The organism is Enterobacter mori LMG 25706, from assembly GCF_000211415.1.
Taxonomy (GTDB): domain Bacteria; phylum Pseudomonadota; class Gammaproteobacteria; order Enterobacterales; family Enterobacteriaceae; genus Enterobacter; species Enterobacter mori.
The window spans coordinates 172,149-192,005 of the sequence record NZ_GL890780.1; the positions used below are offsets into that span (position 1 = coordinate 172,149).

Consider the following 19,857-nt stretch of genomic DNA (forward strand, 5'->3'; position numbering starts at 1 on the left):
GCACTGCAAAAAAATTGTCGCAGCGGCGAAATCACGCTTTGACTGACGATAGGTGATCGTCATCACGAATGTGAAAAATGTACAAAAAGCGATCTTGTTTCATTCAAAGAAACTCATGATGATTATGTGAAACCGGTTTCCTACATTTCTCACAACGATAACAGGATCACATCCGATGGCCAAAAATTACGCCGCGCTGGCGAACGACGTTGTCAGCGCGCTGGGCGGCAAAGAGAACATTGTCGCCGTCACTCACTGTATGACGCGTCTACGCTTCGTCCTGAAAGACGAAAGCCTTACCGATGCCGCGCGCCTGAAAAGCATCAGCGGCGTGCTCGGCGTGGTACGCAATGACAACCAGTGTCAGGTCATTATTGGCAACACCGTTTCTCAGGCGTACCGCGAAGTGGTGAGCCTGCTGCCAGGCAGCCTGCAGCCTGCCGTACCGGAAGGCCCGCAGAAACTGACATTACGCCGCATCGGCGCCGGGATCCTCGACGCGCTGATCGGTACCATGTCCCCGCTGATCCCGGCGATCATTGGCGGCTCGATGGTCAAGCTGCTGGCAATGATCCTCGAGATGACCGGCGTGCTGGGCAAGGGCGATCCCACGCTGACCATCCTGACGGTCATTGGCGACGGCGCGTTCTTCTTCCTGCCGCTGATGGTGGCAGCCTCGGCGGCTGTGAAGTTCAAAACTAACATGTCGCTGGCGATTGCCATTGCGGGCGTGCTGGTGCATCCGAGCTTTATCGAGCTGATGGCGAAAGCCGCGCAGGGCGAGCACGTTGAGTTCGCCTTTATCCCGGTGACGGCGGTGAAATACACTTACACCGTCATCCCGGCTCTGGTCATGACCTGGTGCCTGTCATACATCGAGCGCTGGGTGGATCGCATTACCCCGGCGGTCACCAAAAACTTCCTCAAGCCGATGCTGATCGTGCTGATTGCCGCCCCGCTCGCCATCGTGTTGATTGGCCCGCTGGGCATCTGGATCGGTAGCGCCATCTCTGCACTGGTCTACACCATTCACGGCTATCTGGGCTGGCTCTCCGTCGCCATTATGGGCGCGCTGTGGCCGCTGCTGGTGATGACCGGGATGCACCGCGTGTTTACGCCGACCATCATTCAGACCATTGCCGAGACGGGCAAGGAAGGGATGGTGATGCCGTCGGAAATCGGCGCCAACCTGTCGCTCGGCGGCTCGTCGCTGGCGGTGGCGTGGAAAACGAAAAACCCGGAGCTGCGCCAGACTGCGCTAGCGGCGGCGGCCTCCGCCATCATGGCGGGGATCTCTGAACCGGCGCTATACGGCGTGGCGGTACGTCTGAAACGTCCGCTGATTGCGAGCCTGATCAGCGGCTTTATCTGCGGTGCGGTGGCGGGCATGGCCGGTCTTGCCAGCCATTCGATGGCGGCACCGGGGCTGTTCACCAGCGTGCAGTTCTTCGACCCGGCCAACCCGATGACCATCGTATGGGTGTTTGGCGTGATGGGGCTGGCAGTGGTGCTGTCGTTTGTTCTGACCCTGATACTCGGCTTTGAGGATATCCCGGTCGAAGACGAGGCTGAAAAAGCGCGCGCCCTGCAGACCGCACCGGTTCAGAACAAAGCAGCAGAAGCATAAATTGAAAGCGAGGTAAGAATGTCTGTTTTTCCACAAGGATTTTTATGGGGCGGCGCGCTTGCCGCCAACCAGAGTGAAGGTGCTTACCGCGAAGGCGGCAAAGGGCTAACCACGGTCGATATGATCCCGCACGGTGCGAATCGCCTGGCGGTGAAGGTCGGTAAGGAAAAGCGTTTCTCGCTGCGTGACGACGAGTTCTACCCGAGCCACGAGGCGATTGATTTTTACCATCGCTATAAAGAAGACATCGCCCTGATGGCGGAGATGGGCTTTACGGTGTTCCGCACCTCGATTGCCTGGAGCCGCCTCTACCCGAACGGCGACGAGCCGCTGCCGAACAAAGAGGGTATTGCCTTCTACCGCGCGGTGTTCGAGGAGTGCAAAAAGTACAATATTGAGCCGCTGGTGACCCTGTGCCACTTCGACGTGCCGATGCACCTGGTAACGGAGTACGGCTCCTGGCGCAACCGCAAGATGGTCGATTTCTTCGCCCGCTACGCCCGCACCTGCTTTGAAGAATTTAACGGGCTGGTGAAATACTGGCTGACCTTCAACGAAATCAACATCATGCTGCACAGCCCGTTCTCCGGCGCGGGGCTGGTGTTTGAGGAAGGTGAAAACGAGGACCAGGTGAAGTACCAGGCCGCGCACCACGAGCTGGTGGCGAGCGCGCTGGCGACCAAAATCGCCCACGAGGTGAACCCGGAAAACCAGGTCGGCTGCATGCTGGCGGGCGGCAATTTCTACCCGTACTCTTGCAAGCCGGAAGACGTGTGGATGGCGCTGGAGAAAGACCGCGAGAACCTGTTCTTTATCGACGTGCAGGCGCGCGGCAGTTACCCGGCCTACTCCGCCCGCGTGTTCCGCGAAAAAGGCGTGGTGATTGTGAAAGACCCGGGCGATGACGAACTGCTGAAAAACACCGTCGATTTCGTTTCGTTCAGCTACTACGCCTCGCGCTGCGCGTCGGCGGACATGAACGCGGGCAACACCAGCGCGGCGAACATCGTGAAGTCCCTGCGTAACCCGCATATTCAGGTGAGCGAATGGGGCTGGGGCATTGACCCGCTCGGCCTGCGCATCACCATGAACATGATGTACGACCGTTACCAGAAGCCGCTGTTCCTGGTGGAAAACGGGCTCGGGGCGAAGGACGAGATCGACGCGAATGGCGAGATTAACGACGACTACCGCATCAGCTACCTGCGCGAGCATATCCGCGCGATGGGCGACGCGATTGAGGACGGCGTGCCGCTGATGGGCTACACCACCTGGGGCTCCATCGACCTGGTGGCCGCCTCAACGGGCGAGATGAGCAAGCGCTACGGATTTGTGTACGTTGACCGGGACGACGCCGGAAACGGCACGCTGGACCGCAAGCGCAAGAAATCGTTCGGATGGTACAAGAAGGTGATTGCGAGTAACGGGGCGGATCTGGAGTAGCCTGTGCTTACCCCTCACCCTAACCCTCTCCCCACAGGGGAGAGGGGACAAAATACACTCTCTCCCCTATGGGGAGAGGGCCGGGGTGAGGGGTTCAAACCCACCGTCCCCAACCCACTCCGCAAGCCGTGAATAGACCACGTCCACCGCCTCTTTCACCGGCGGCGTCATCGGGTAATAAAACCCGACGATGTCTGGCTGAATGCCCAAAAACAGCACCTCGCCCACGTCGTCTTTAATCTGATCGACCAGGTAGTTCAGCGGCATATTGTGCGTCGTCATCATAAACATCTCGGCGATGTCGTCCGGGTCAATCAGGCGGATCTCGCCGGGGTTGAGCCCCATATCGGTGGCATCGACGATTAACAGCCTGTCAGGACGCAGTTCGCGAATGGCGACCACATCGTTTTCCGGCGCGCTGCCGCCGTCAATCACTACCCAGCCGCCCTGCGGTTTCGCGGCGCACATCTCTGCCAGCAGTGGACCCGCGCCGTCGTCGCCCATCATGCTATTGCCAACACACAGTAAAACGTCAGTCACGTAATCTCCTCACCATCAGGTAGATGGCGCTCTCCTGATGAATATCGTGCAGCATGCTAAGCAGCGTTTTGCTCCACGCCTGCTGCTCGGGGGTTTGCCTGCTCAGCGCCGCGTCAAAGGCGTTGGCGAGCATCGCAATGTGGTGGGCGTCGATGACGATCTCGCCGTACTTCGGCACGCCCTCCATTTTGCGCCGCGCCGTGCTGCCCTCCTCCAGCGTGGCGATCCACGCCAGGTACTCGGGCCACGGGCAGCTTAACGCCGCCTCCAGGCAGTCGATCACCCCGAGGTGGTGCCCAATCGCCAGGCTGTAATAGACCACCTGCTGCGCCGCATCCGGGGTGGCATCGTTCTCATCAATAAACTTACGGCTCAGCTGGCTGAACACCACCGTTTCACTCATCGGATACGCGCCTCATCCACAACGCTGTTCAGGTTCGCCACAATCTCGTTGAGGCGCGGATCGTTTTCCGCCTCCAGCCAGCGCGCCACCTGATGGTCGCCCTGGCTCAGCAGGCGCAGATAATCGTCGGCAATCTGACGCCCGTAACGGTAGCCAGCCAGCCTGCGCGCCGTGCGGTCCACTTTCACCCGCAGCGGCTGCACCATGTCCGGGTGCAGGATGGCCGCAGGTTGGTTGTCCAGCTCGCCCGGCTCACGGGCGTGGATTTTTTGCTCCAGCAGGCCGAGCGCCATGGCAAATCCGTACAGCGTCGCGGCGGGCGTTGGCGGACAGCCCGGAATGTAGACGTCAACCGGCACGATTTTGTCGGTGCCGCCCCAGACGCAGTAAAGGTCGTGGAAGATGCCGCCGCTGTTGCCGCAGGCCCCGTAGGATATGCAGATTTTCGGGTCCGGCGCGGACTGCCAGGCGCGCAGCGCGGGGGAGCGCATGGCGCGGGTGACGGCCCCGGTAAACAGCAGAATGTCCGCATGACGCGGAGACGGCACCACTTTGATGCCGAAGCGCTCGGCGTCAAACAGCGGTGACAGGGTGGCGAAGATCTCAATCTCGCAGCCGTTGCAGCCGCCGCAATCCACGCGGTAGACGTAGGCCGAGCGTTTGATTTTTTTTAGCAGCGACGCCTTCATGCTGGCGATGGATTCGTCCACCGTCATCGGCACCGGAATGCCGTTTGCGTCGCGCGGGCCGAGTAAATTGTCCATCAGCTGGCCTCTCTCATATGGCGGGTGATATCAATGCGGTCGGACGGCAGCAGGCACTTCTGACGCTTGCACTCCGGGCAGGTTTCAAAGCTTTCACGATGATGCTCCGCGCGGGCATCGCCGTTGTGCTGCAACAGCGCGATGGCGTAGTCGATCTCTTTCTGCACGGCGAACGGGCGTCTACAGACGCGGCAGCTGCACAGATCAAAGCGCGACTGCTGGAGGAAATCCTCTTTCTTCCACACCGCCAGCTCGAATTCCTGCGACAGGCGAATGGCCACCGTCGGGCAGACCTCCTCGCAGCGGCCGCAGAAGATGCAGCGCCCGAGGTTAAACTGCCAGGCCAACTCGCCGGTTTTGAGATCCGTTTCCACCGTCAGGGCATTCGACGGACAGGCGTTGACGCAGGCCGCGCAGCCGATGCACTGCTGCGGATTGTGCTCCGGCTTGCCGCGAAAGTTTTTATCCACCGGCATCGGCTCCAGCGGATAACGGCTGGTCTGCGTGCCGGTTTTGATCACTTTTTTGATAAAGGTAAACATGACGAGTCCTTATTTCAGCGGCGAGTTTTTACGCTCAATGCTGTAGCGCTCAAGCTCTTTGTACGGCACCACCTGGCTTTTCTTCTTGCGCACGTCCACGACGGTCATGCGGTCGGTGCAGGAGTAGCACGGGTCGAGGCTGCCGATGATCAGCGGCGCATCGGAAACCGTGTTGCCGCGCAGCATGTAGCGCAGGGTTGGCCAGTTGGCGTAGGTGGCCGCGCGGCAGCGCCAGCGGTAGAGCTTCTGGTTGTCGCCGGTCATGCTCCAGTGAATGTCGTCCCCGCGCGGCGCTTCGGCAAAGCCGAGGGCAAAGCGGTTCGGGATGTAGGTAAAGCCCTCCACGATCAGCGGGCCACCCGGCAGATTATCGAGGCCGAAGTCGATCATATTCAGGGCGGTGAATACCTCGTTGATACGCACCTTGAGGCGCGAAATAACGTCGCAGCCCTGCTCGCTGTGCACGGTCATCGGCAGCAGGCCGTAGCCGACAAACGGGTGATCGGCGCGGGTATCGCGGGCGTGGCCGCTGGCGCGCACCATCGGGCCGACGTTGCTGAAGTCGCGGGCGATTTCAGGGTCAAGACGGCCGATGCCGACGGTGCGCTGCTCGATGTTTGGCGTGCTGAGCAGCATGTCCACCAGCTCCTGCACGTCGCGGCGCATCTGCTGCGCCAGTAGACGGGTCTGGATCATGTCGTCCTTCAGCAGGTCGCGGCGGATCCCGCCAATCAGGTTCAGACCGTAGGTTTTACGCGCCCCGGTGAGGATCTCCGCCATCTTCATCGACGCCTCGCGCACGCGGAAGAACTGCATAAAACCGGAGTCAAAACCGACGAAGTGGCAGGCCAGGCCGAGGTTCAACAGGTGCGAGTGCAGGCGCTCCACCTCCAGCAGAATGGCGCGGATCATCTGCGCGCGTTCGGGCACCACGATCCCCATGCCGTTCTCCACCGAGGTGGTGTAGGCGGTGCTGTGGGCGAAGCCGCAGATGCCGCACACGCGGTCAGAAAGAAACGTCACTTCGTTGTAGCCCATGCGGGTTTCCGCCAGCTTTTCCATGCCGCGATGGACGTAGAACAGGCGGTAGTCGGCGTCGATAATGTTTTCGCCATCGACGAACAGGCGGAAGTGGCCCGGTTCGTCGGAGGTGACGTGCAGCGGGCCAATCGGCACCACGTTGTTCTTCTTGCTGCCCAGCTCGTTGATGAACTCGTAGGTTTCGCTGTCGGTGGTCGGCGCCGGACGCTGGCGGTAGTCCATGCTGTCTTTGCGCAGCGGGTAGAGTTCGTCCGGCCAGTCGTCCGGCAGCACCAGGCGGCGCTCGTCCGGCAGGCCGACCGGCACCAGGCCGTACATGTCGCGCACTTCGCGCTCGCCCCAGACGGCGGCAGGCACGCGCGGCGTGACGGACGGATATTCCGGCTTATTTGGGTCAACTTCGACGCGCACAGTGAGCCAGCACTTTTCGCCCTGCTCCATCGACATCACGTAGTACACGGCGTAATTGCCGCACAGCTGACGCTCGTCGTTGCCGAACAGCACCGACAGCCAGCCGCCCTGCTGGTAATAGAGGAACTCCACCACTTCCGGCAGGTAGTTCACCTTAATGGTGACGGTTATCTGGTCTTTGGTTTGCCAGGACTCCTCCAGCACTACGCCGGGGAAGGCCTGATGCAACGCGGCGAGATACTGCTGACCTTTCTTTTCTTCAGACATAAAAACTCTCTTTAATCACGCCACCAGCAAGGAGACGAACGCTAAAAATGCAAAACCAAAACCGGCCCAGGTGATGCGCGACGTTTCGACAAAACGCAGGCGCGCCATGCTGTTTTCAAACAGGGCAATCACCAGCACGCCGACCAGCAGCTTGAGGGCGGCAATCACGACGGCCAGCACCAGACCGCCCACGGAGAAGTGCGTCATCTGCCCCCACGGGAAGAAGACGCCGACAAACATCTGCAGCACCACCAGCTGTTTGAGGCTGATGCCCCACTTCAGCACCGCAAAGCCGTAGCCGCTGTATTCGGTGAGCGGCCCTTCCTGCAGCTCCTGCTCGGCTTCCGCCAGATCGAACGGCAGTTTGCCCATCTCGATAAAGGTGGCGAACGCGCAGGCGCAGAGCGCCAGCACCAGTGGGATCGAGCGCGCCACAGGCCAGTGATAAACGGTGTCGGTGATAAAACTGATATGGGTTGAACCCGCGACCTGCGCGGCAACCCACAGCCCCAGCAGCAGGATCGGCTCAACCAGCACGCCCAGCATCGCCTCGCGGCTGGCACCGATGCCGGTAAATGGGCTCCCGGTGTCCAGGCCCGCAATCGCAAAGAAGAAGCGGGCAATGGCGAAGAGGTAGATGAGCGTAATCAGATCGCCAAGCACGGGCAGCGGCGACGCCACCGTGACCACCGGCAGCGCGGTGGCGATGGTCAGCATAACGCCCACCATCACGAACGGCGTCAGGCGGAAGACCCAGCCTGCGGCATCCGGGGCCACGCTCTGACGAGAAAGCAGTTTGAAGAGATCGCGATACTCCTGGAGCACCCCGGGCCCGCGACGGTTATGCATTCTAGCGCGTGCCACGCGCGTGATGCCCGACAGCAGCGGCGCAGCGGCGAACAGCACCAGCGCCTGAAGAATGGCCAGTAACAAACTCATGTCAGGCTCCTCGTGAAATTACAATGATCACCAGCACCGCCAGTTCGATCAGCGCCAGACGACGGAACAGCGCGGGCGCGGCGGCGCTCTGCCAGCCCGGCACCCAACCCTTCGGGTTCAGCCAGTGGCGCAGCTTCAGCACGACGGCGAAGTTCTCCTTCACCGGCATGGCGAAACCGTGGGCGGTGATAACCATCGACTGTTCGTGTTCGTAGCCGCAGGCCCACGCCGCCCCGCGAGAGCGGGAGGCAAGGCGGTCGCGCCTGAAGAACAGCATCAGCACGAACGGCAGCAGCGGCGCGGCAATCAGCAACAGCGCCATCATCGGCTGGGATACGACGGTATGCGCCGTCGCGAGCGGCAGTGGAATAGCGTTACCCAGCAGCGGCAGCAGCCACGGCGCGGCGACCCCGCCCGCGATGCAGCACAGCGCCAGCGCGACCACGCTTACGCCCATCAGTACCGGAGCGCAGCAGGCGTTTTCCGCTTCGCGGGTGCGCGGCGCGCCGAGGAAGGTCACGCCGTAGACTTTCGCCATACACATCACCGCCAGCGCCCCGGTAATCGCCAGCCCGACCGCCAGCAGCGGGCCGAGCAGGCGTGCGATAAAGACATCGCTCTGCCCGAGCGCGAAGAAGGACTGATAGATCACCCACTCCCCGGCAAAGCCGTTCAGCGGCGGCAGCGCGGCCATTGCCATCAGCCCGACCAGCATCGCCAGTGAAATCACCGGCATCTTTTTGCCAATCCCACCGAGCTTTTCAATATCCCGATGGCCGGTGCGGAACCAGACGCTTCCCGCGCCGAGGAACAGGGTGCTTTTAAACAGGCTGTGGTTGACGAGGTGATAAAGACCGCCGATAAACCCGGCCGCGATCAGCGCAGGATGATTGAGTGCCAGCCCGGTCACGCCCGCGCCCATTCCGAGCAGGATGATGCCGATGTTTTCCAGCGTGTGGTACGCCAGCAGGCGCTGGATGTTGTGCTCCATCAGCGCGTACAGCCCGCCGACGAACGCGGTGATCATACCGGCAATCAGCAGCACGACGCCCCACCACAGCGGCGGCTGGCCGCCAGCCAGCGTGATGCTCAGAATACCGAACAGTCCTACCTTCATGACGACGGTGGAAAACAATGCAGCGGCAGGTGCAGAGGCATTTGCATGCGCCTGCGGCACCCAGCCGTGCAGAGGGATGATCCCGGCCAGCAGGCCAAAGCCCACCACGCCCAGCAGCCAGACGTCGCTTCCCAGTGGCTGACCGTTAAGCGCTGCGAAGTCGAGCGTGCCGAAACGTTGCCACACCCGCCAGCAGGCCAGCGCCAGCAGCAGCGTGCCGAGGCGACCGAGCGCAAACCACAGCTTGCCGGAGGCGCTACATCCCGTCAGGAACACGCCGCACAGCGCCATGATCTCCGCCATCACCACCAGCGCGCCGAGGTTGCTGGCAATGACGGTGCAGACCGCCGACGCCATCAGCAAGTTAACCAGCAGACCATTCGCGCGGGTGTGCTGATGGCGGTGCCATTCAATATTGAACAGGCTGATAAACACCCCGCACAGGCCAAAGGTCACCAGCCAGATGGCGTTCAGCGGCGTGAGCTGAACGGTATGTCGGACGATCGGAATCATTGCTTCGGCGGTCTGGCCGCTGAGTAACACTGCCGTACCTGCTGCCAGCGTCATCACGCTACCGACCGCCCCGCCGATCCCGGCAATCCCGCCGCTCAGGGTTTTATGGAAAGAGAACACTAGCGCCAGCACGGCGGCGGCAGTGAAGCACGCCACGGCGCTGTTAATCATGAATATCGCGTTCATTTCGCCCCTCGTTAAGCGCCTGCAAAAGCGAAAGATCGCCAAAATCGCTGTTGATGGTCAGCTCGCGCTTGCGCTTGCTGGTGCGGGCGATGTCGCGAATGTTGACCAGAATCAGCGCCCTGGTCGGGCAGGTGCGCACGCAGGCCGGGCCCTGTTCGTCAAAGCTGCACAGATCGCATTTCACCGCGACGGCGCGGATGCCGGGCACCCAGTCCAATAGCGTGCTCACCTTCGCCGGAGCGGGTGGTGCGGGCGGCGCTTTCGGGGTATTTGCGTTCGCCGGAATATGCAGCGGGCGGCTGCCGGAAAATTCAATCGCGCCGAACGGGCAGGCAATGCCGCACAGCTTGCAGCTGACGCACAGGCTTTCGTTGAGCTGGACAGTGCCATCAACGCGGGTGATGGCATTCACTGGGCAGACACCCGCGCAGGGGGCATCTTCACAGTGGTGGCAGAGCTGCGGAGCAGACTCTTTTTCATTACGCATGACGCGCAGACGCGGCATGGACTGCAGCCCGTGCAGGCGGTGGGTTTCCGAACACGCCGCCTCACAGGTTCGACAGCCAATACAGACCGTCGAGTCAGCAATTACAAAACGGTTCACCGGGCAATCCTCAGGTGATGGTCATTTTTGACGAAGAAAAACTGTCTTATCGACACTTTCGACACTTGGTTATCAGGCAACGTTTGCGGAGGCATTTCCCGCCGTCAGCTGTTTCAGATCGACCGGCAGGTCGTGCTCAACCGCGGTATAAAGCCCGTTATAAACGGGCGCGATTTTCTCCAGATAGTGCTCGAGCACCTGCTGGCGATCGCGGTTGCTGACGTAGCCATCGACCATGCCGTCAGCCATCAACTGCGCTTGCGCAATACATTGTTTTTCACCCTCTTTGTTCTCAACAAAGTACTCAATGGTGTGGCTGTTAAAGCTGTCCGCCAGGGTGACAAAGACCGTGAAGTGGCCAAAAAGGACAAAGCGCATATCGCCCTGCGCCGCGCAGCTCATCGCATGATGTAGACGGGCCTTTGACAGGGTGATCCCCTGAACCAGAGAGTTGCAGTAGAGGTGCCACTGATCCTGGAGCTGCTGATGACGCTGCGCGATGTAATCCGCTTTTTCGCTGATTTCCCAAATAGTCATAAAAGGTATCCGGTTAATGGAGATAGCGGCTGTTAAGCAGATTCCATGCCAATTTTTAAGCTTATGATTTATATGATTTTTAAATCTTATCGCACTGTCAACCGCGCGGTGTCGACGTGTCATTTCGACAGTGTTGACACCGTCACGCCCTGACAAAAATCAAGCTGGCACCGTTATTGCATTCAATGGCGCAATTCATTGAGGAGGCGTCATGCACGAAATAACCCTCTGCCAGCGGGCTCTGGAGCTTATCGAACAGCAGGCAGTGCAAAACCACGCGAAGCGCGTCACCGGCGTCTGGCTGAAGATCGGGGCATTTTCCTGCGTCGAGACCAGCGCCCTGACCTTCTGTTTTGAGCTGGTGTGTCGCGGCACGCTGGCAGAAGGCTGCGAGCTTCATATTGAAGAGCAGCAGGCGGAGTGCTGGTGTGAGCAGTGTCAGCAGTACGTGACCCTGCTGTCATCAAAGGTTCAGCGCTGCCCGCAGTGCCAGAATACCGGGCTGCGTATCGTGGCGGATGACGGTATGCAGATCCAACGCCTCGAAATTGAGAAGGAGTAATGTATGTGTAGCACCTGCGGTTGCGCCGAAGGCAACCTGTATATCGAAGGGGATGAACATCGTCCTCATTCCGCGTTTCGCTCCGCGCCCTTTTCACCGGCCCCGCGTCCTGCGGCGACGCTGACGGGTATCACCTTTGCGCCGCAGCAATCCCCTGCGGGCGATCTGCACTACGGCCACGGCGAAGCGGGTACCCACGCGCCGGGCATCAGCCAGCGCCAGATGCTGGAGGTGGAAATCAACGTGCTGGACAAAAATAACCAGATTGCCGCCCGCAACCGCGCCCGCTTTGCCGCCCGTCAACAGCTGGTGCTGAACCTGGTGTCCAGCCCCGGCTCCGGCAAAACCACGCTGCTGACTCAAACCCTCAAACGCCTGAACGAACGCGTTTCCTGCGCCGTCATTGAAGGCGACCAGCAAACCGTTAACGACGCGGCGCGCATTCGCGAAACCGGCACGCCGGCAATTCAGGTCAACACCGGCAAAGGCTGCCATCTGGATGCGCAGATGATTGCCGACGCCACGCCGCGTCTGCCGCTGACGGATAACGGCATCCTGTTCATTGAAAACGTCGGCAACCTGGTCTGTCCGGCGAGCTTTGACCTTGGCGAACGGCATAAAGTCGCGGTGCTCTCCGTCACCGAAGGGGAAGACAAGCCGCTGAAGTACCCGCATATGTTTGCCGCCGCGTCCATCATGCTGCTGAACAAAGTTGATCTGCTGCCGTACCTGAATTTCGACGTGGATAAATGCCTGTCCTGCGCCCGGGAAGTGAACCCGGACATTACGATCCTACTGGTCTCCGCCACGCGCGGCGACGGGATGGATGCATGGCTGAACTGGCTGGAGAGCGAACGATGTGCATAGGCGTCCCCGGACAAATTCACACCATCGACGGTAACCAGGCCAAAGTTGAAGTCTGCGGTATCCTGCGCGATGTCGATCTCACGCTGGTGGGCAGCAGCGATGAAACGGGCGCATCGCGTCTCGGCCAGTGGGTGCTGGTCCACGTTGGGTTTGCCATGAGCGTGATTAACGAAGCGGAAGCCCGCGACACGCTCGACGCCCTGCAAAACATGTTCGACGTGGAGCCTGACGTGGGCGCGCTCCTGTACGGCGAGGAGCGATAGCACATGCGTTACGTTGATGAATACCGCGCGCCGGAACAGGTGATGCAGCTTATCGGGCACCTGAAAACGCGCTCGGCGCTGCTGGACTACACCAAAGAAAGACCGCTGCGGATCATGGAGGTGTGCGGCGGACACACGCACGCCATCTTCAAATTTGGCCTCGACCAGCTGCTGCCGGACAACATCGAGTTTATCCACGGCCCCGGCTGCCCGGTCTGCGTTTTGCCGATGGGGCGTATCGACAGCTGCATCGACATTGCCAGCCAGCCCGACGTCATTTTCTGCACCTTTGGCGACGCGATGCGCGTGCCGGGGAAAAATGGCTCGCTGCTGCAGGCGAAAGCGCGCGGGGCCGACATCCGGATCGTTTATTCGCCGATGGATGCCCTGACGCTGGCAGCGGATAACCCCGCGCGCAAGGTCGTGTTTTTTGGCCTGGGGTTTGAAACCACCATGCCCGCCACCGCCATCACGCTGCAGCAGGCTAAAGCGCGCAGCGTCGATAACTTTTTCTTTTTCTGCCAGCACATCACGCTCATACCCACGCTGCGCAGCCTGCTGGAGGAGCCGGAAAACGGCATTGACGCCTTTCTGGCACCGGGCCACGTCAGCATGGTGATTGGCACAGACGCCTATGGTTTTATCGCTGAACAGTACAATCGTCCGTTAGTGGTGGCTGGTTTCGAACCGCTTGATCTACTGCAAGGCGTAACCATGCTGGTTGAGCAGAAAATAGCGGCCCTGAGCGCGGTGGAAAATCAGTATCGCCGCGTGGTGCCCGATACGGGTAATGAACGAGCGCAGCAGGCGATAGCCGACGTGTTTAGCGTTGAGGGCGACAGCGAATGGCGCGGTCTGGGGGTGATTGCCGAATCCGGCGTGCGCCTGACGCCCGCGTATCAATCCTTCGACGCAGAGGCGCATTTTCGCCCGCAGCCGCAGCAGGTGTGTGACGATCCGCGCGCGCGCTGCGGTGAGGTACTCACCGGCAAATGCAAACCTCATCATTGCCCGTTATATGGCAAAACCTGTAACCCGCAAACCGCGTTTGGCGCGCTGATGGTCTCCTCCGAGGGAGCCTGCGCCGCGTGGTATCAGTTCCGCAATCAGGAGTGTGAAGCATGAACACGGTTGAAATGGCGCACGGCAGCGGTGGTCAGGCGATGCAGCAGCTCATTAATCAGCTGTTTATGGAAGCATTCAACAACCCCTGGCTGGCCGAACAGGAAGACCAGGCGCGCATTGACCTGTCAACGCTCACCGCTCACGGTGACAGACTGGCGTTCTCGACCGACAGCTACGTCATCGCCCCGCTGTTCTTTCCCGGCGGTGATATCGGCAAGCTCGCCATTTGCGGTACGGCCAATGATATCGCCGTCAGCGGCGCGGTTCCGCGCTACCTCTCCTGCGGGTTTATTCTCGAAGAGGGTTTACCGATGGCAACGCTTAACGCGGTGGTCAGCAGCATGGCGCAGACCGCACGCGAAGCGGGCATTGCTATCGTCACCGGTGATACCAAAGTGGTCCAGCGCGGCGCGGCGGATAAACTTTTCATCAATACTGCAGGAATGGGGGCAATACCGGCCGATATTCACTGGGGCGCGCAGCAGCTTGGCGCAGGCGACGTGCTGATCGTGACCGGAACGCTGGGCTGCCACGGGGCAACCATTCTTAACCTGCGCGAAGGCTTAGGTCTGGATGGCGAACTGCGCAGCGACTGCGCGGTACTCACACCGCTGATTCAAACCCTGCGTACCCTTCCGGGCGTAAAAGCCCTGCGGGACGCCACCCGAGGCGGCGTGAATGCCGTCGTGCACGAGTTTGCGGCAAGCTGCGGATGCGGCGTTGAGCTGACCGAGCGCGATTTGCCCGTCAAGCCTGCCGTGCGCGGGCTGTGCGAACTGCTGGGACTTGATCCGCTTAACTTTGCTAACGAAGGTAAACTGGTGATCGGCGTGGAACGTACCGCTGCAGAAGCGGTGCTGGAACAGCTTCGCGCCCATCCCTCAGGAAAAAACGCCGCTATCATTGGCGAAGTCGTTGAGCGCAAAGGGGTGCGCCTGGCCGGGCTATATGGCGTTAAACGCACGCTGGATCTGCCGCACGCGGAACCCTTACCTCGAATTTGCTAGAACCGCGCCATAAGCGGTCAGCACTGAATCTCTTTTTTTTGCCAGTTTCTATTGGAAAGCAATATGCCGTATACACCGATGAGCGATCTTGGACAGCAGGGCCTGTTTGACATCACGCGCACACTTTTACAGCAGCCCGATCTCGGCGCGCTGAGCGATGCCCTGACCCGGCTGGTCAGGCAATCTGCGCTGGCGGACAGCGCCGCGATTGTGCTGTGGCATAGCGGAACGCATCGCGCGAGCTACTACTCAACGCGTGATAACGGCAAAGCGTTTGAGTATGAGGACGAAACGTACCTCGCGCATGGCCCGGTGCGCCGTATACTCTCCCGGCCTGAAGTGCTGCATTGCAATTTTGCGGAGTTCAGGATGGCTTGGCCAAGGCTGGCGGAGAGCAATCTCTATCAGCCTTTCGGGCATTACTGCATGTTGCCGCTGGCGGCAGAGGGCCAGATTTTTGGCGGCTGCGAGTTTATCCGCACGACCGACCAGCCCTGGAGCGAGGCGGAATACGAGCGCCTGCACACCTTTACCCAGATAGTGGCCGTGGTGGCTGAGCAGATCCAGAGCCGCGTCACCAACAACGTAGATTACGACCTGCTGAGCCGCGAGCGCGACAACTTCCGCATTCTGGTCGCCATCACTAACGCCGTGCTGTCGCGCCTCGACATGGATGAGCTGGTCAGCGAAGTCTCGAAAGAAATCCACCACTATTTCAAAATCGATGCCATCAGCATTGCGCTTCGCGGCCATCGCAAGGGCAAGCTGAACATCTACTCCACTCACTATCTTGATGAGGCCAATCCGGCACACGAGCAGAGCGAGGTCGATGAGGCCGGTACGCTCTCCGAGCGGGTGTTTAAAAGCAAAGAGATCCTGCTGCTCAACCTGAACGAACAGGATCCGGTGGCCCCTTACGAGCGAACGCTGTTCAACACCTGGGGCAACAAAATTCAGACTCTGTGCTTGCTGCCGCTGATGTCCGGCAACACCATGCTGGGCGTGCTGAAGCTGGCGCAGTGTGAGGAAGGCGTATTCACCACCGCCAACCTGAAGCTGCTGCGCCAGATTGCCGAGCGTATCTCCATCGCGCTGGATACCGCCCTCGCCTACCAGGAGATCCACCGCCTGAAAGAGCGGCTGGTGGACGAAAACCTCGCCCTGACCGAACAGCTCAATAACGTGGACAGCGAGTTTGGCGAAATCATCGGGCGCAGCGATGCCATGTACAGCGTGCTCAAGCAGGTTGAGATGGTGGCGCAGAGCGACAGCACGGTGCTGATCCTCGGCGAAACCGGTACGGGTAAAGAGCTGATTGCCCGCGCTATCCATAACCTGAGCAACCGCAACAGCCGCCGGATGGTGAAGATGAACTGCGCCGCGATGCCTGCGGGACTGCTGGAAAGCGATCTGTTCGGCCACGAACGCGGGGCCTTTACCGGGGCCAGCAGCCAGCGGCTCGGCCGTTTTGAGCTGGCGGACAAAAGCTCGCTGTTCCTCGATGAAGTGGGCGATATGCCGCTGGAGCTGCAGCCGAAGCTGTTGCGCGTCCTGCAGGAGCAAGAGTTTGAGCGGCTTGGCAGCAACAAGCTGATTCAGACCGACGTGCGGCTGATTGCCGCCACCAACCGTGACCTGAAAAAAATGGTCGCCGATCGCGAATTTCGAAGCGATCTCTATTACCGCCTGAACGTCTTCCCGATCTGCCTGCCGCCGCTGCGTGAACGCCCGGAAGATATCCCGCTGCTGGTCAAAGCGTTTACCGCAAAGATTGCGCGGCGGATGGGGAGAAATATCGACAGCATCCCAGCCGAGACGTTACGCACCCTCTCGTCAATGGAGTGGCCGGGTAACGTGCGCGAACTGGAAAACGTTATCGAGCGCGCGGTGCTGCTGACGCGCGGGAACGTGCTGCAGCTTTCTCTGCCCGAAATCTCCCTGCCGGACGAAACCCTCGTTGCGGCAGAAGTGGCGCAGAACGGCGAAGATGAGTATCAGCTGATTATGCGCGTGCTGAAAGAGACCAACGGCGTGGTGGCCGGGCCTAAAGGTGCCGCCCAGCGCCTGGGGTTAAAACGCACTACCCTGCTGTCGCGCATGAAGCGGCTTGGGATTGATAAAGAGAGCCTGGTTTAAGTCCGCATTCCGGCGGTGTTTTCTGACACCGCCTTTCGTTACCCTGCGCAATTGTCCCTCATTGACACCAAATCGTTTCCTCTGTATAAAATTCCGCCTTAATAATGAGTTTCATTTGCAACAACAATAATATTAATGAAGGGTAGCGTTTAATGAAAAAGGTCATCTGCGCGTTAGGCCTGGCGATTGCGTCGGTCGGTTCTGCTCTGGCAACCACATATCCCCTGACGATTGAAAACTGCGGATATAAAGAGACGTTCACCAAAGCGCCGGAACGCGTCGTGGCCCTGGGTCAGAACACCGTCGAAATTTTGCTCCTGCTGGGCCTGGAAGATAAGGTTAAAGCCAGCGCCTTCTGGCCGACCAAAGTGCTGCCGCAGCTGGCTGAAAAGAATGCAAAAATCAAAACCCTGACGGTAGAAATCCCGACGCTGGAATCCATCCTTTCGCAAAATCCCGATTTTGTTCCAGCCCAGCTTCCTCTGCTGCTCGGGCCGGAAAGTAAGGTCGCAAAACGTGAAGATCTGGCCACCGTCGGCGTGAACAGCTATTTATCACCAGGCATGTGCGCCACCAAAAAGGCCGCAGGCGATATGTACGGCAGCCGCCAGACGCTGTGGGATATGACGTACCTTTATAAAGAGATTGAAGATTTCGCGAAGATTTTCAACGTTGAAGCGCGCGGCCAGGCCGTCATTGCCGATTTCAAAAAACGCGAGGCCGAGCTGCGTCAGGAATTTGGTAAAAACAAAAAAGATCTCTCGTTTGTCTTTTGGTTCTCAAGCGCCTCGCCTTCGGCGGATGCCTATGTCGGCGGGAAAAACAGCGCCTCCGGTTTTATTGCTAACGTGCTGGGCGGCCATAACGCCATTACCGCAGAGACCGAATGGCCAACCGTCGGCTGGGAAAGCATTATCGCCGCGAACCCGGACGTGATTGTTGTCTCCAGCCTGGATCGTAACCGCTGGGCGCTGGATAACGCGGAAGACAAAATCAAATTCCTGAAAAGCGATCCCGCCGTCAGCCAGCTGGACGCGGTGAAGAAAGGCAATATCGTGGTGATGGACGGCCAGGCCATGAACCCGACAATCCGCACGATTTACGGCGCTGAACAGGTGGGCGAGCAGCTCAGAAAGCTGGGGCTGAACTGATGACGGCAGCCGTACTTCAGGCCCGACAGGGCCTGTTCCTGACCACCTCTGCTCTGCTTGCCGTCGTCCTGCTGTTGCTGGTGATCGCCCTCGGTGTCAGCGTCGGCGAGCTGTCGATTCCGCTGTCCAACGTCTTTTACGCTATTGGTAATAAGCTGGGGCTGACCGACGTTCCGCTCAACCGCATCTATGAGAGCGTGATCTGGGACTTTCGCCTGAGCCGCGCGCTGGTGGCGGCCTGCTGCGGCGCGGGGCTAGCCATCTGCGGCGCCGTGCTGCAAAGCCTGCTGAAGAACGCGCTGGCGGAACCTTACGTGCTCGGCGTGTCGGCGGGTGCGTCAACCGGTGCGGTGTCGGTCGTCGTATTAGGAATGGGTACCGGCGCGGTGTCGCTCTCTGCGGGCGCGTTTGCCGGGGCGTTTGCCGCCTTTGCGTTTGTCGCCTTCCTGACGAACGGCGCGCGCGGCGGCAATGAACGCACTATTCTGGCGGGCGTAGCCGCCTCACAGCTGTTCAACGCCATTACCGCCTATACCATCAGCACCTCCGCCAGCGCGCAGCAGGCGCGCGACGTGATGTTTTGGCTGCTGGGCAGCTTCAGCGGCGTACGCTGGCCGGAATTCCAGCTGGCGCTGGTGGTCGTGCTGGCGGGCCTGGCCGTCTGTCTTTACTATTCCCGGGCGCTGGATGCGTTCACCTTCGGTGACGATGCCGCCGCCTCTTTAGGCATTGCCGTACCCTGGGTGCGTCTTGCCTTGTTCACCACCACCGCACTGATTACCGCGACCATCGTCAGCATGGCGGGCTCAATCGGCTTTGTGGGTCTGGTGGTGCCGCACGTCATGCGCTTCCTGTTCGGGCCGCTGCACCGCACGCTGCTGATTGCCAGCGCCCTGGCGGGCGCGATCCTGATGGTGCTGGCCGATATCGCCTCGCGCATGCTGATTGCCCCACAGAGCCTGCCCGTCGGCGTAGTCACCGCGCTGGTGGGCGTGCCGTTCTTTGCCGTAATTATCTACCGTTCAAGGAATAAGTGATGAGTATCTGCGCTGAAAATATTACCTGGAAGGTAGGCAAAAAGGTCATCGTCAACGGCGTCTCGCTGAAGGTTTCACGCGGCGAAACGGTTGGACTGCTCGGCCCTAACGGCTGCGGAAAATCGTCGCTTTTGCGCATTCTTGCAGGCCTGCGTCGCCCGGACAGCGGCAGCGTTACCCTGGACGGTCAGGACATCTCCCGCATCGCCAAAAAGCAGCTGGCGCGCCGCGTGGCGTTCGTTGAGCAGCACGGCATGACCGATGCCAACATGCGCGTGCGCGATGTGGTGAAGCTCGGGCGCATTCCGCACCACTCCCCTTTTTCGAACTGGAGCGCGCAGGATGACGAAACCGTCACTGCCGCCTTGCAGCGTGTCGATATGCTGGACCGCAGCGAGCAGGGCTGGATGAGCCTGTCCGGCGGAGAACGGCAGCGGGTGCATATCGCCCGCGCGCTGGCGCAAACGCCAACCGAAATCCTGCTGGATGAACCCACCAACCACCTGGACATTCACCATCAGATGCAGCTGATGCATCTCATCAGCGAGCTGCCGGTGACCAGCATCGTCGCCATCCACGATCTTAACCACGCATCGATGTTCTGCGATTCGCTGATCGTTATGCAAAAAGGGCAGATCGTCGCAACCGGCACCCCGCAGGCGATCCTGTCGGAGGAGCTGCTATGGGACGTTTTCAGAGTGAAAACCAAAATTGAGATCTCGCCGTACCATGGTAAAAAGCACATTCACTTTATTGTGTAGAGCCGAGTAAACAG

Annotated in this window: 20 protein-coding genes; 11 read left to right on the plus strand and 9 right to left on the minus strand. The window is 60.0% G+C overall.

Annotated elements, in window-relative coordinates; translation table 11 throughout:
* Positions 1–175 precede the first annotated feature (175 nt).
* Positions 176–1,627: a PTS cellobiose/arbutin/salicin transporter subunit IIBC gene (gene ascF / locus ENTMO_RS0118990; RefSeq protein WP_010434458.1), complete on the plus strand. Its 1,452-nt coding sequence runs from the start codon at positions 176–178 to the stop codon at positions 1,625–1,627.
* An 18-nt stretch (positions 1,628–1,645) separates the two neighbouring features.
* A complete protein-coding gene (locus ENTMO_RS0118995) occupies positions 1,646–3,070 on the plus strand; it encodes a 6-phospho-beta-glucosidase (protein ID WP_010434461.1) in 1,425 nt (474 codons plus the stop codon).
* A gap of 66 nt (positions 3,071–3,136) precedes the next feature.
* On the opposite strand, the gene hycI is transcribed toward ENTMO_RS0118995, so the two are convergent.
* From hycI to hycA, 9 genes are all read right to left on the minus strand, one after another.
* Positions 3,137–3,610, minus strand: coding sequence for a hydrogenase maturation peptidase HycI (gene hycI, locus ENTMO_RS0119000; protein ID WP_010434465.1), 474 nt, complete (start codon positions 3,608–3,610; stop codon positions 3,137–3,139).
* A complete protein-coding gene (locus ENTMO_RS0119005; protein ID WP_010434468.1) occupies positions 3,603–4,013 on the minus strand; it encodes a formate hydrogenlyase maturation HycH family protein in 411 nt (136 codons plus the stop codon). Before ENTMO_RS0119005 ends, hycI begins: the two co-directional genes overlap by 8 nt.
* Positions 4,010–4,777: a formate hydrogenlyase subunit HycG gene (hycG, locus tag ENTMO_RS0119010; RefSeq protein ID WP_010434470.1), complete on the minus strand. Its 768-nt coding sequence runs from the start codon at positions 4,775–4,777 to the stop codon at positions 4,010–4,012. The genes ENTMO_RS0119005 and hycG overlap by 4 nt, the downstream gene beginning before the upstream one ends.
* Positions 4,777–5,319 (minus strand): formate hydrogenlyase complex iron-sulfur subunit, encoded by a 543-nt coding sequence (locus ENTMO_RS0119015; protein WP_010434471.1) that lies wholly within the window; start codon positions 5,317–5,319, stop codon positions 4,777–4,779. The genes hycG and ENTMO_RS0119015 overlap by 1 nt, the downstream gene beginning before the upstream one ends.
* Before the next feature lie 9 nt (positions 5,320–5,328).
* Complete coding sequence (locus ENTMO_RS0119020) at positions 5,329–7,038, minus strand: hydrogenase large subunit (protein ID WP_010434474.1); 1,710 nt, start codon at positions 7,036–7,038, stop codon at positions 5,329–5,331.
* Between the two features lie 15 nt (positions 7,039–7,053).
* Positions 7,054–7,977: a respiratory chain complex I subunit 1 family protein gene (locus ENTMO_RS0119025; protein ID WP_010434476.1), complete on the minus strand. Its 924-nt coding sequence runs from the start codon at positions 7,975–7,977 to the stop codon at positions 7,054–7,056.
* Between the two features lies 1 nt (position 7,978).
* Positions 7,979–9,793 (minus strand): formate hydrogenlyase subunit 3, encoded by a 1,815-nt coding sequence (gene hycC, locus ENTMO_RS0119030; protein WP_010434478.1) that lies wholly within the window; start codon positions 9,791–9,793, stop codon positions 7,979–7,981.
* On the minus strand, positions 9,771–10,397 hold the full coding sequence (locus ENTMO_RS0119035) for a 4Fe-4S dicluster domain-containing protein (RefSeq protein ID WP_010434480.1): 627 nt from the start codon (positions 10,395–10,397) through the stop codon (positions 9,771–9,773). Before ENTMO_RS0119035 ends, hycC begins: the two co-directional genes overlap by 23 nt.
* A gap of 72 nt (positions 10,398–10,469) precedes the next feature.
* Entirely contained in the window at positions 10,470–10,934 is a 465-nt protein-coding gene (hycA, locus tag ENTMO_RS0119040; protein ID WP_010434482.1) for a formate hydrogenlyase regulator HycA, read from the minus strand.
* A gap of 211 nt (positions 10,935–11,145) precedes the next feature.
* Here hycA and hypA point away from each other — a divergent pair, with 211 nt between their 5' ends.
* The 9 genes from hypA to eitC all read left to right on the plus strand — a co-directional run bounded on the left by hypA (position 11,146) and on the right by eitC (position 19,843).
* A complete protein-coding gene (hypA, locus tag ENTMO_RS0119045) occupies positions 11,146–11,496 on the plus strand; it encodes a hydrogenase maturation nickel metallochaperone HypA (RefSeq protein ID WP_010434483.1) in 351 nt (116 codons plus the stop codon).
* Positions 11,497–11,499: 3 nt separating this feature from the next.
* Entirely contained in the window at positions 11,500–12,363 is an 864-nt protein-coding gene (hypB, locus tag ENTMO_RS0119050; RefSeq protein WP_010434486.1) for a hydrogenase nickel incorporation protein HypB, read from the plus strand.
* On the plus strand, positions 12,354–12,626 hold the full coding sequence (locus ENTMO_RS0119055) for a HypC/HybG/HupF family hydrogenase formation chaperone (RefSeq protein ID WP_010434489.1): 273 nt from the start codon (positions 12,354–12,356) through the stop codon (positions 12,624–12,626). The genes hypB and ENTMO_RS0119055 overlap by 10 nt, the downstream gene beginning before the upstream one ends.
* 3 nt (positions 12,627–12,629) lie before the next feature.
* Entirely contained in the window at positions 12,630–13,751 is a 1,122-nt protein-coding gene (hypD, locus tag ENTMO_RS0119060) for a hydrogenase formation protein HypD (RefSeq protein WP_010434491.1), read from the plus strand.
* Positions 13,748–14,758 (plus strand): hydrogenase expression/formation protein HypE, encoded by a 1,011-nt coding sequence (hypE, locus tag ENTMO_RS0119065; protein ID WP_010434493.1) that lies wholly within the window; start codon positions 13,748–13,750, stop codon positions 14,756–14,758. Before hypD ends, hypE begins: the two co-directional genes overlap by 4 nt.
* Positions 14,759–14,821: 63 nt before the next feature.
* Positions 14,822–16,894, plus strand: coding sequence for a formate hydrogenlyase transcriptional activator FlhA (gene flhA, locus ENTMO_RS0119070; RefSeq protein ID WP_010434495.1), 2,073 nt, complete (start codon positions 14,822–14,824; stop codon positions 16,892–16,894).
* A 152-nt stretch (positions 16,895–17,046) separates the two neighbouring features.
* Positions 17,047–18,045: a siderophore ABC transporter substrate-binding protein EitA gene (eitA, locus tag ENTMO_RS0119075; RefSeq protein WP_010434497.1), complete on the plus strand. Its 999-nt coding sequence runs from the start codon at positions 17,047–17,049 to the stop codon at positions 18,043–18,045.
* Positions 18,045–19,082 (plus strand): FecCD family ABC transporter permease, encoded by a 1,038-nt coding sequence (locus ENTMO_RS0119080; protein ID WP_010434499.1) that lies wholly within the window; start codon positions 18,045–18,047, stop codon positions 19,080–19,082. Before eitA ends, ENTMO_RS0119080 begins: the two co-directional genes overlap by 1 nt.
* A complete protein-coding gene (gene eitC, locus ENTMO_RS0119085; RefSeq protein ID WP_010434502.1) occupies positions 19,082–19,843 on the plus strand; it encodes a siderophore ABC transporter ATP-binding protein EitC in 762 nt (253 codons plus the stop codon). The genes ENTMO_RS0119080 and eitC overlap by 1 nt, the downstream gene beginning before the upstream one ends.
* Positions 19,844–19,857 lie beyond the last annotated feature (14 nt).

Excerpts from the sequence above, each read along its gene's own strand:
- ascF (WP_010434458.1), top strand. The coding sequence starts at position 176 with ATGGCCAAAAATTACGCCGCGCTGGCGAACGACGTTGTCAGCGCGCTG.
- ENTMO_RS0118995 (WP_010434461.1), top strand. The coding sequence starts at position 1,646 with ATGTCTGTTTTTCCACAAGGATTTTTATGGGGCGGCGCGCTTGCCGCC.
- ENTMO_RS0119005 (WP_010434468.1), bottom strand. The coding sequence starts at position 4,013 with ATGAGTGAAACGGTGGTGTTCAGCCAGCTGAGCCGTAAGTTTATTGAT.
- hycG (WP_010434470.1), bottom strand. The coding sequence starts at position 4,777 with ATGGACAATTTACTCGGCCCGCGCGACGCAAACGGCATTCCGGTGCCG.
- ENTMO_RS0119015 (WP_010434471.1), bottom strand. The coding sequence starts at position 5,319 with ATGTTTACCTTTATCAAAAAAGTGATCAAAACCGGCACGCAGACCAGC.
- ENTMO_RS0119020 (WP_010434474.1), bottom strand. The coding sequence starts at position 7,038 with ATGTCTGAAGAAAAGAAAGGTCAGCAGTATCTCGCCGCGTTGCATCAG.
- ENTMO_RS0119025 (WP_010434476.1), bottom strand. The coding sequence starts at position 7,977 with ATGAGTTTGTTACTGGCCATTCTTCAGGCGCTGGTGCTGTTCGCCGCT.
- hycC (WP_010434478.1), bottom strand. The coding sequence starts at position 9,793 with ATGAACGCGATATTCATGATTAACAGCGCCGTGGCGTGCTTCACTGCC.
- hycA (WP_010434482.1), bottom strand. The coding sequence starts at position 10,934 with ATGACTATTTGGGAAATCAGCGAAAAAGCGGATTACATCGCGCAGCGT.
- hypA (WP_010434483.1), top strand. The coding sequence starts at position 11,146 with ATGCACGAAATAACCCTCTGCCAGCGGGCTCTGGAGCTTATCGAACAG.
- hypB (WP_010434486.1), top strand. The coding sequence starts at position 11,500 with ATGTGTAGCACCTGCGGTTGCGCCGAAGGCAACCTGTATATCGAAGGG.
- ENTMO_RS0119055 (WP_010434489.1), top strand. The coding sequence starts at position 12,354 with ATGTGCATAGGCGTCCCCGGACAAATTCACACCATCGACGGTAACCAG.
- hypD (WP_010434491.1), top strand. The coding sequence starts at position 12,630 with ATGCGTTACGTTGATGAATACCGCGCGCCGGAACAGGTGATGCAGCTT.
- hypE (WP_010434493.1), top strand. The coding sequence starts at position 13,748 with ATGAACACGGTTGAAATGGCGCACGGCAGCGGTGGTCAGGCGATGCAG.
- flhA (WP_010434495.1), top strand. The coding sequence starts at position 14,822 with ATGCCGTATACACCGATGAGCGATCTTGGACAGCAGGGCCTGTTTGAC.
- eitA (WP_010434497.1), top strand. The coding sequence starts at position 17,047 with ATGAAAAAGGTCATCTGCGCGTTAGGCCTGGCGATTGCGTCGGTCGGT.
- ENTMO_RS0119080 (WP_010434499.1), top strand. The coding sequence starts at position 18,045 with ATGACGGCAGCCGTACTTCAGGCCCGACAGGGCCTGTTCCTGACCACC.
- eitC (WP_010434502.1), top strand. The coding sequence starts at position 19,082 with ATGAGTATCTGCGCTGAAAATATTACCTGGAAGGTAGGCAAAAAGGTC.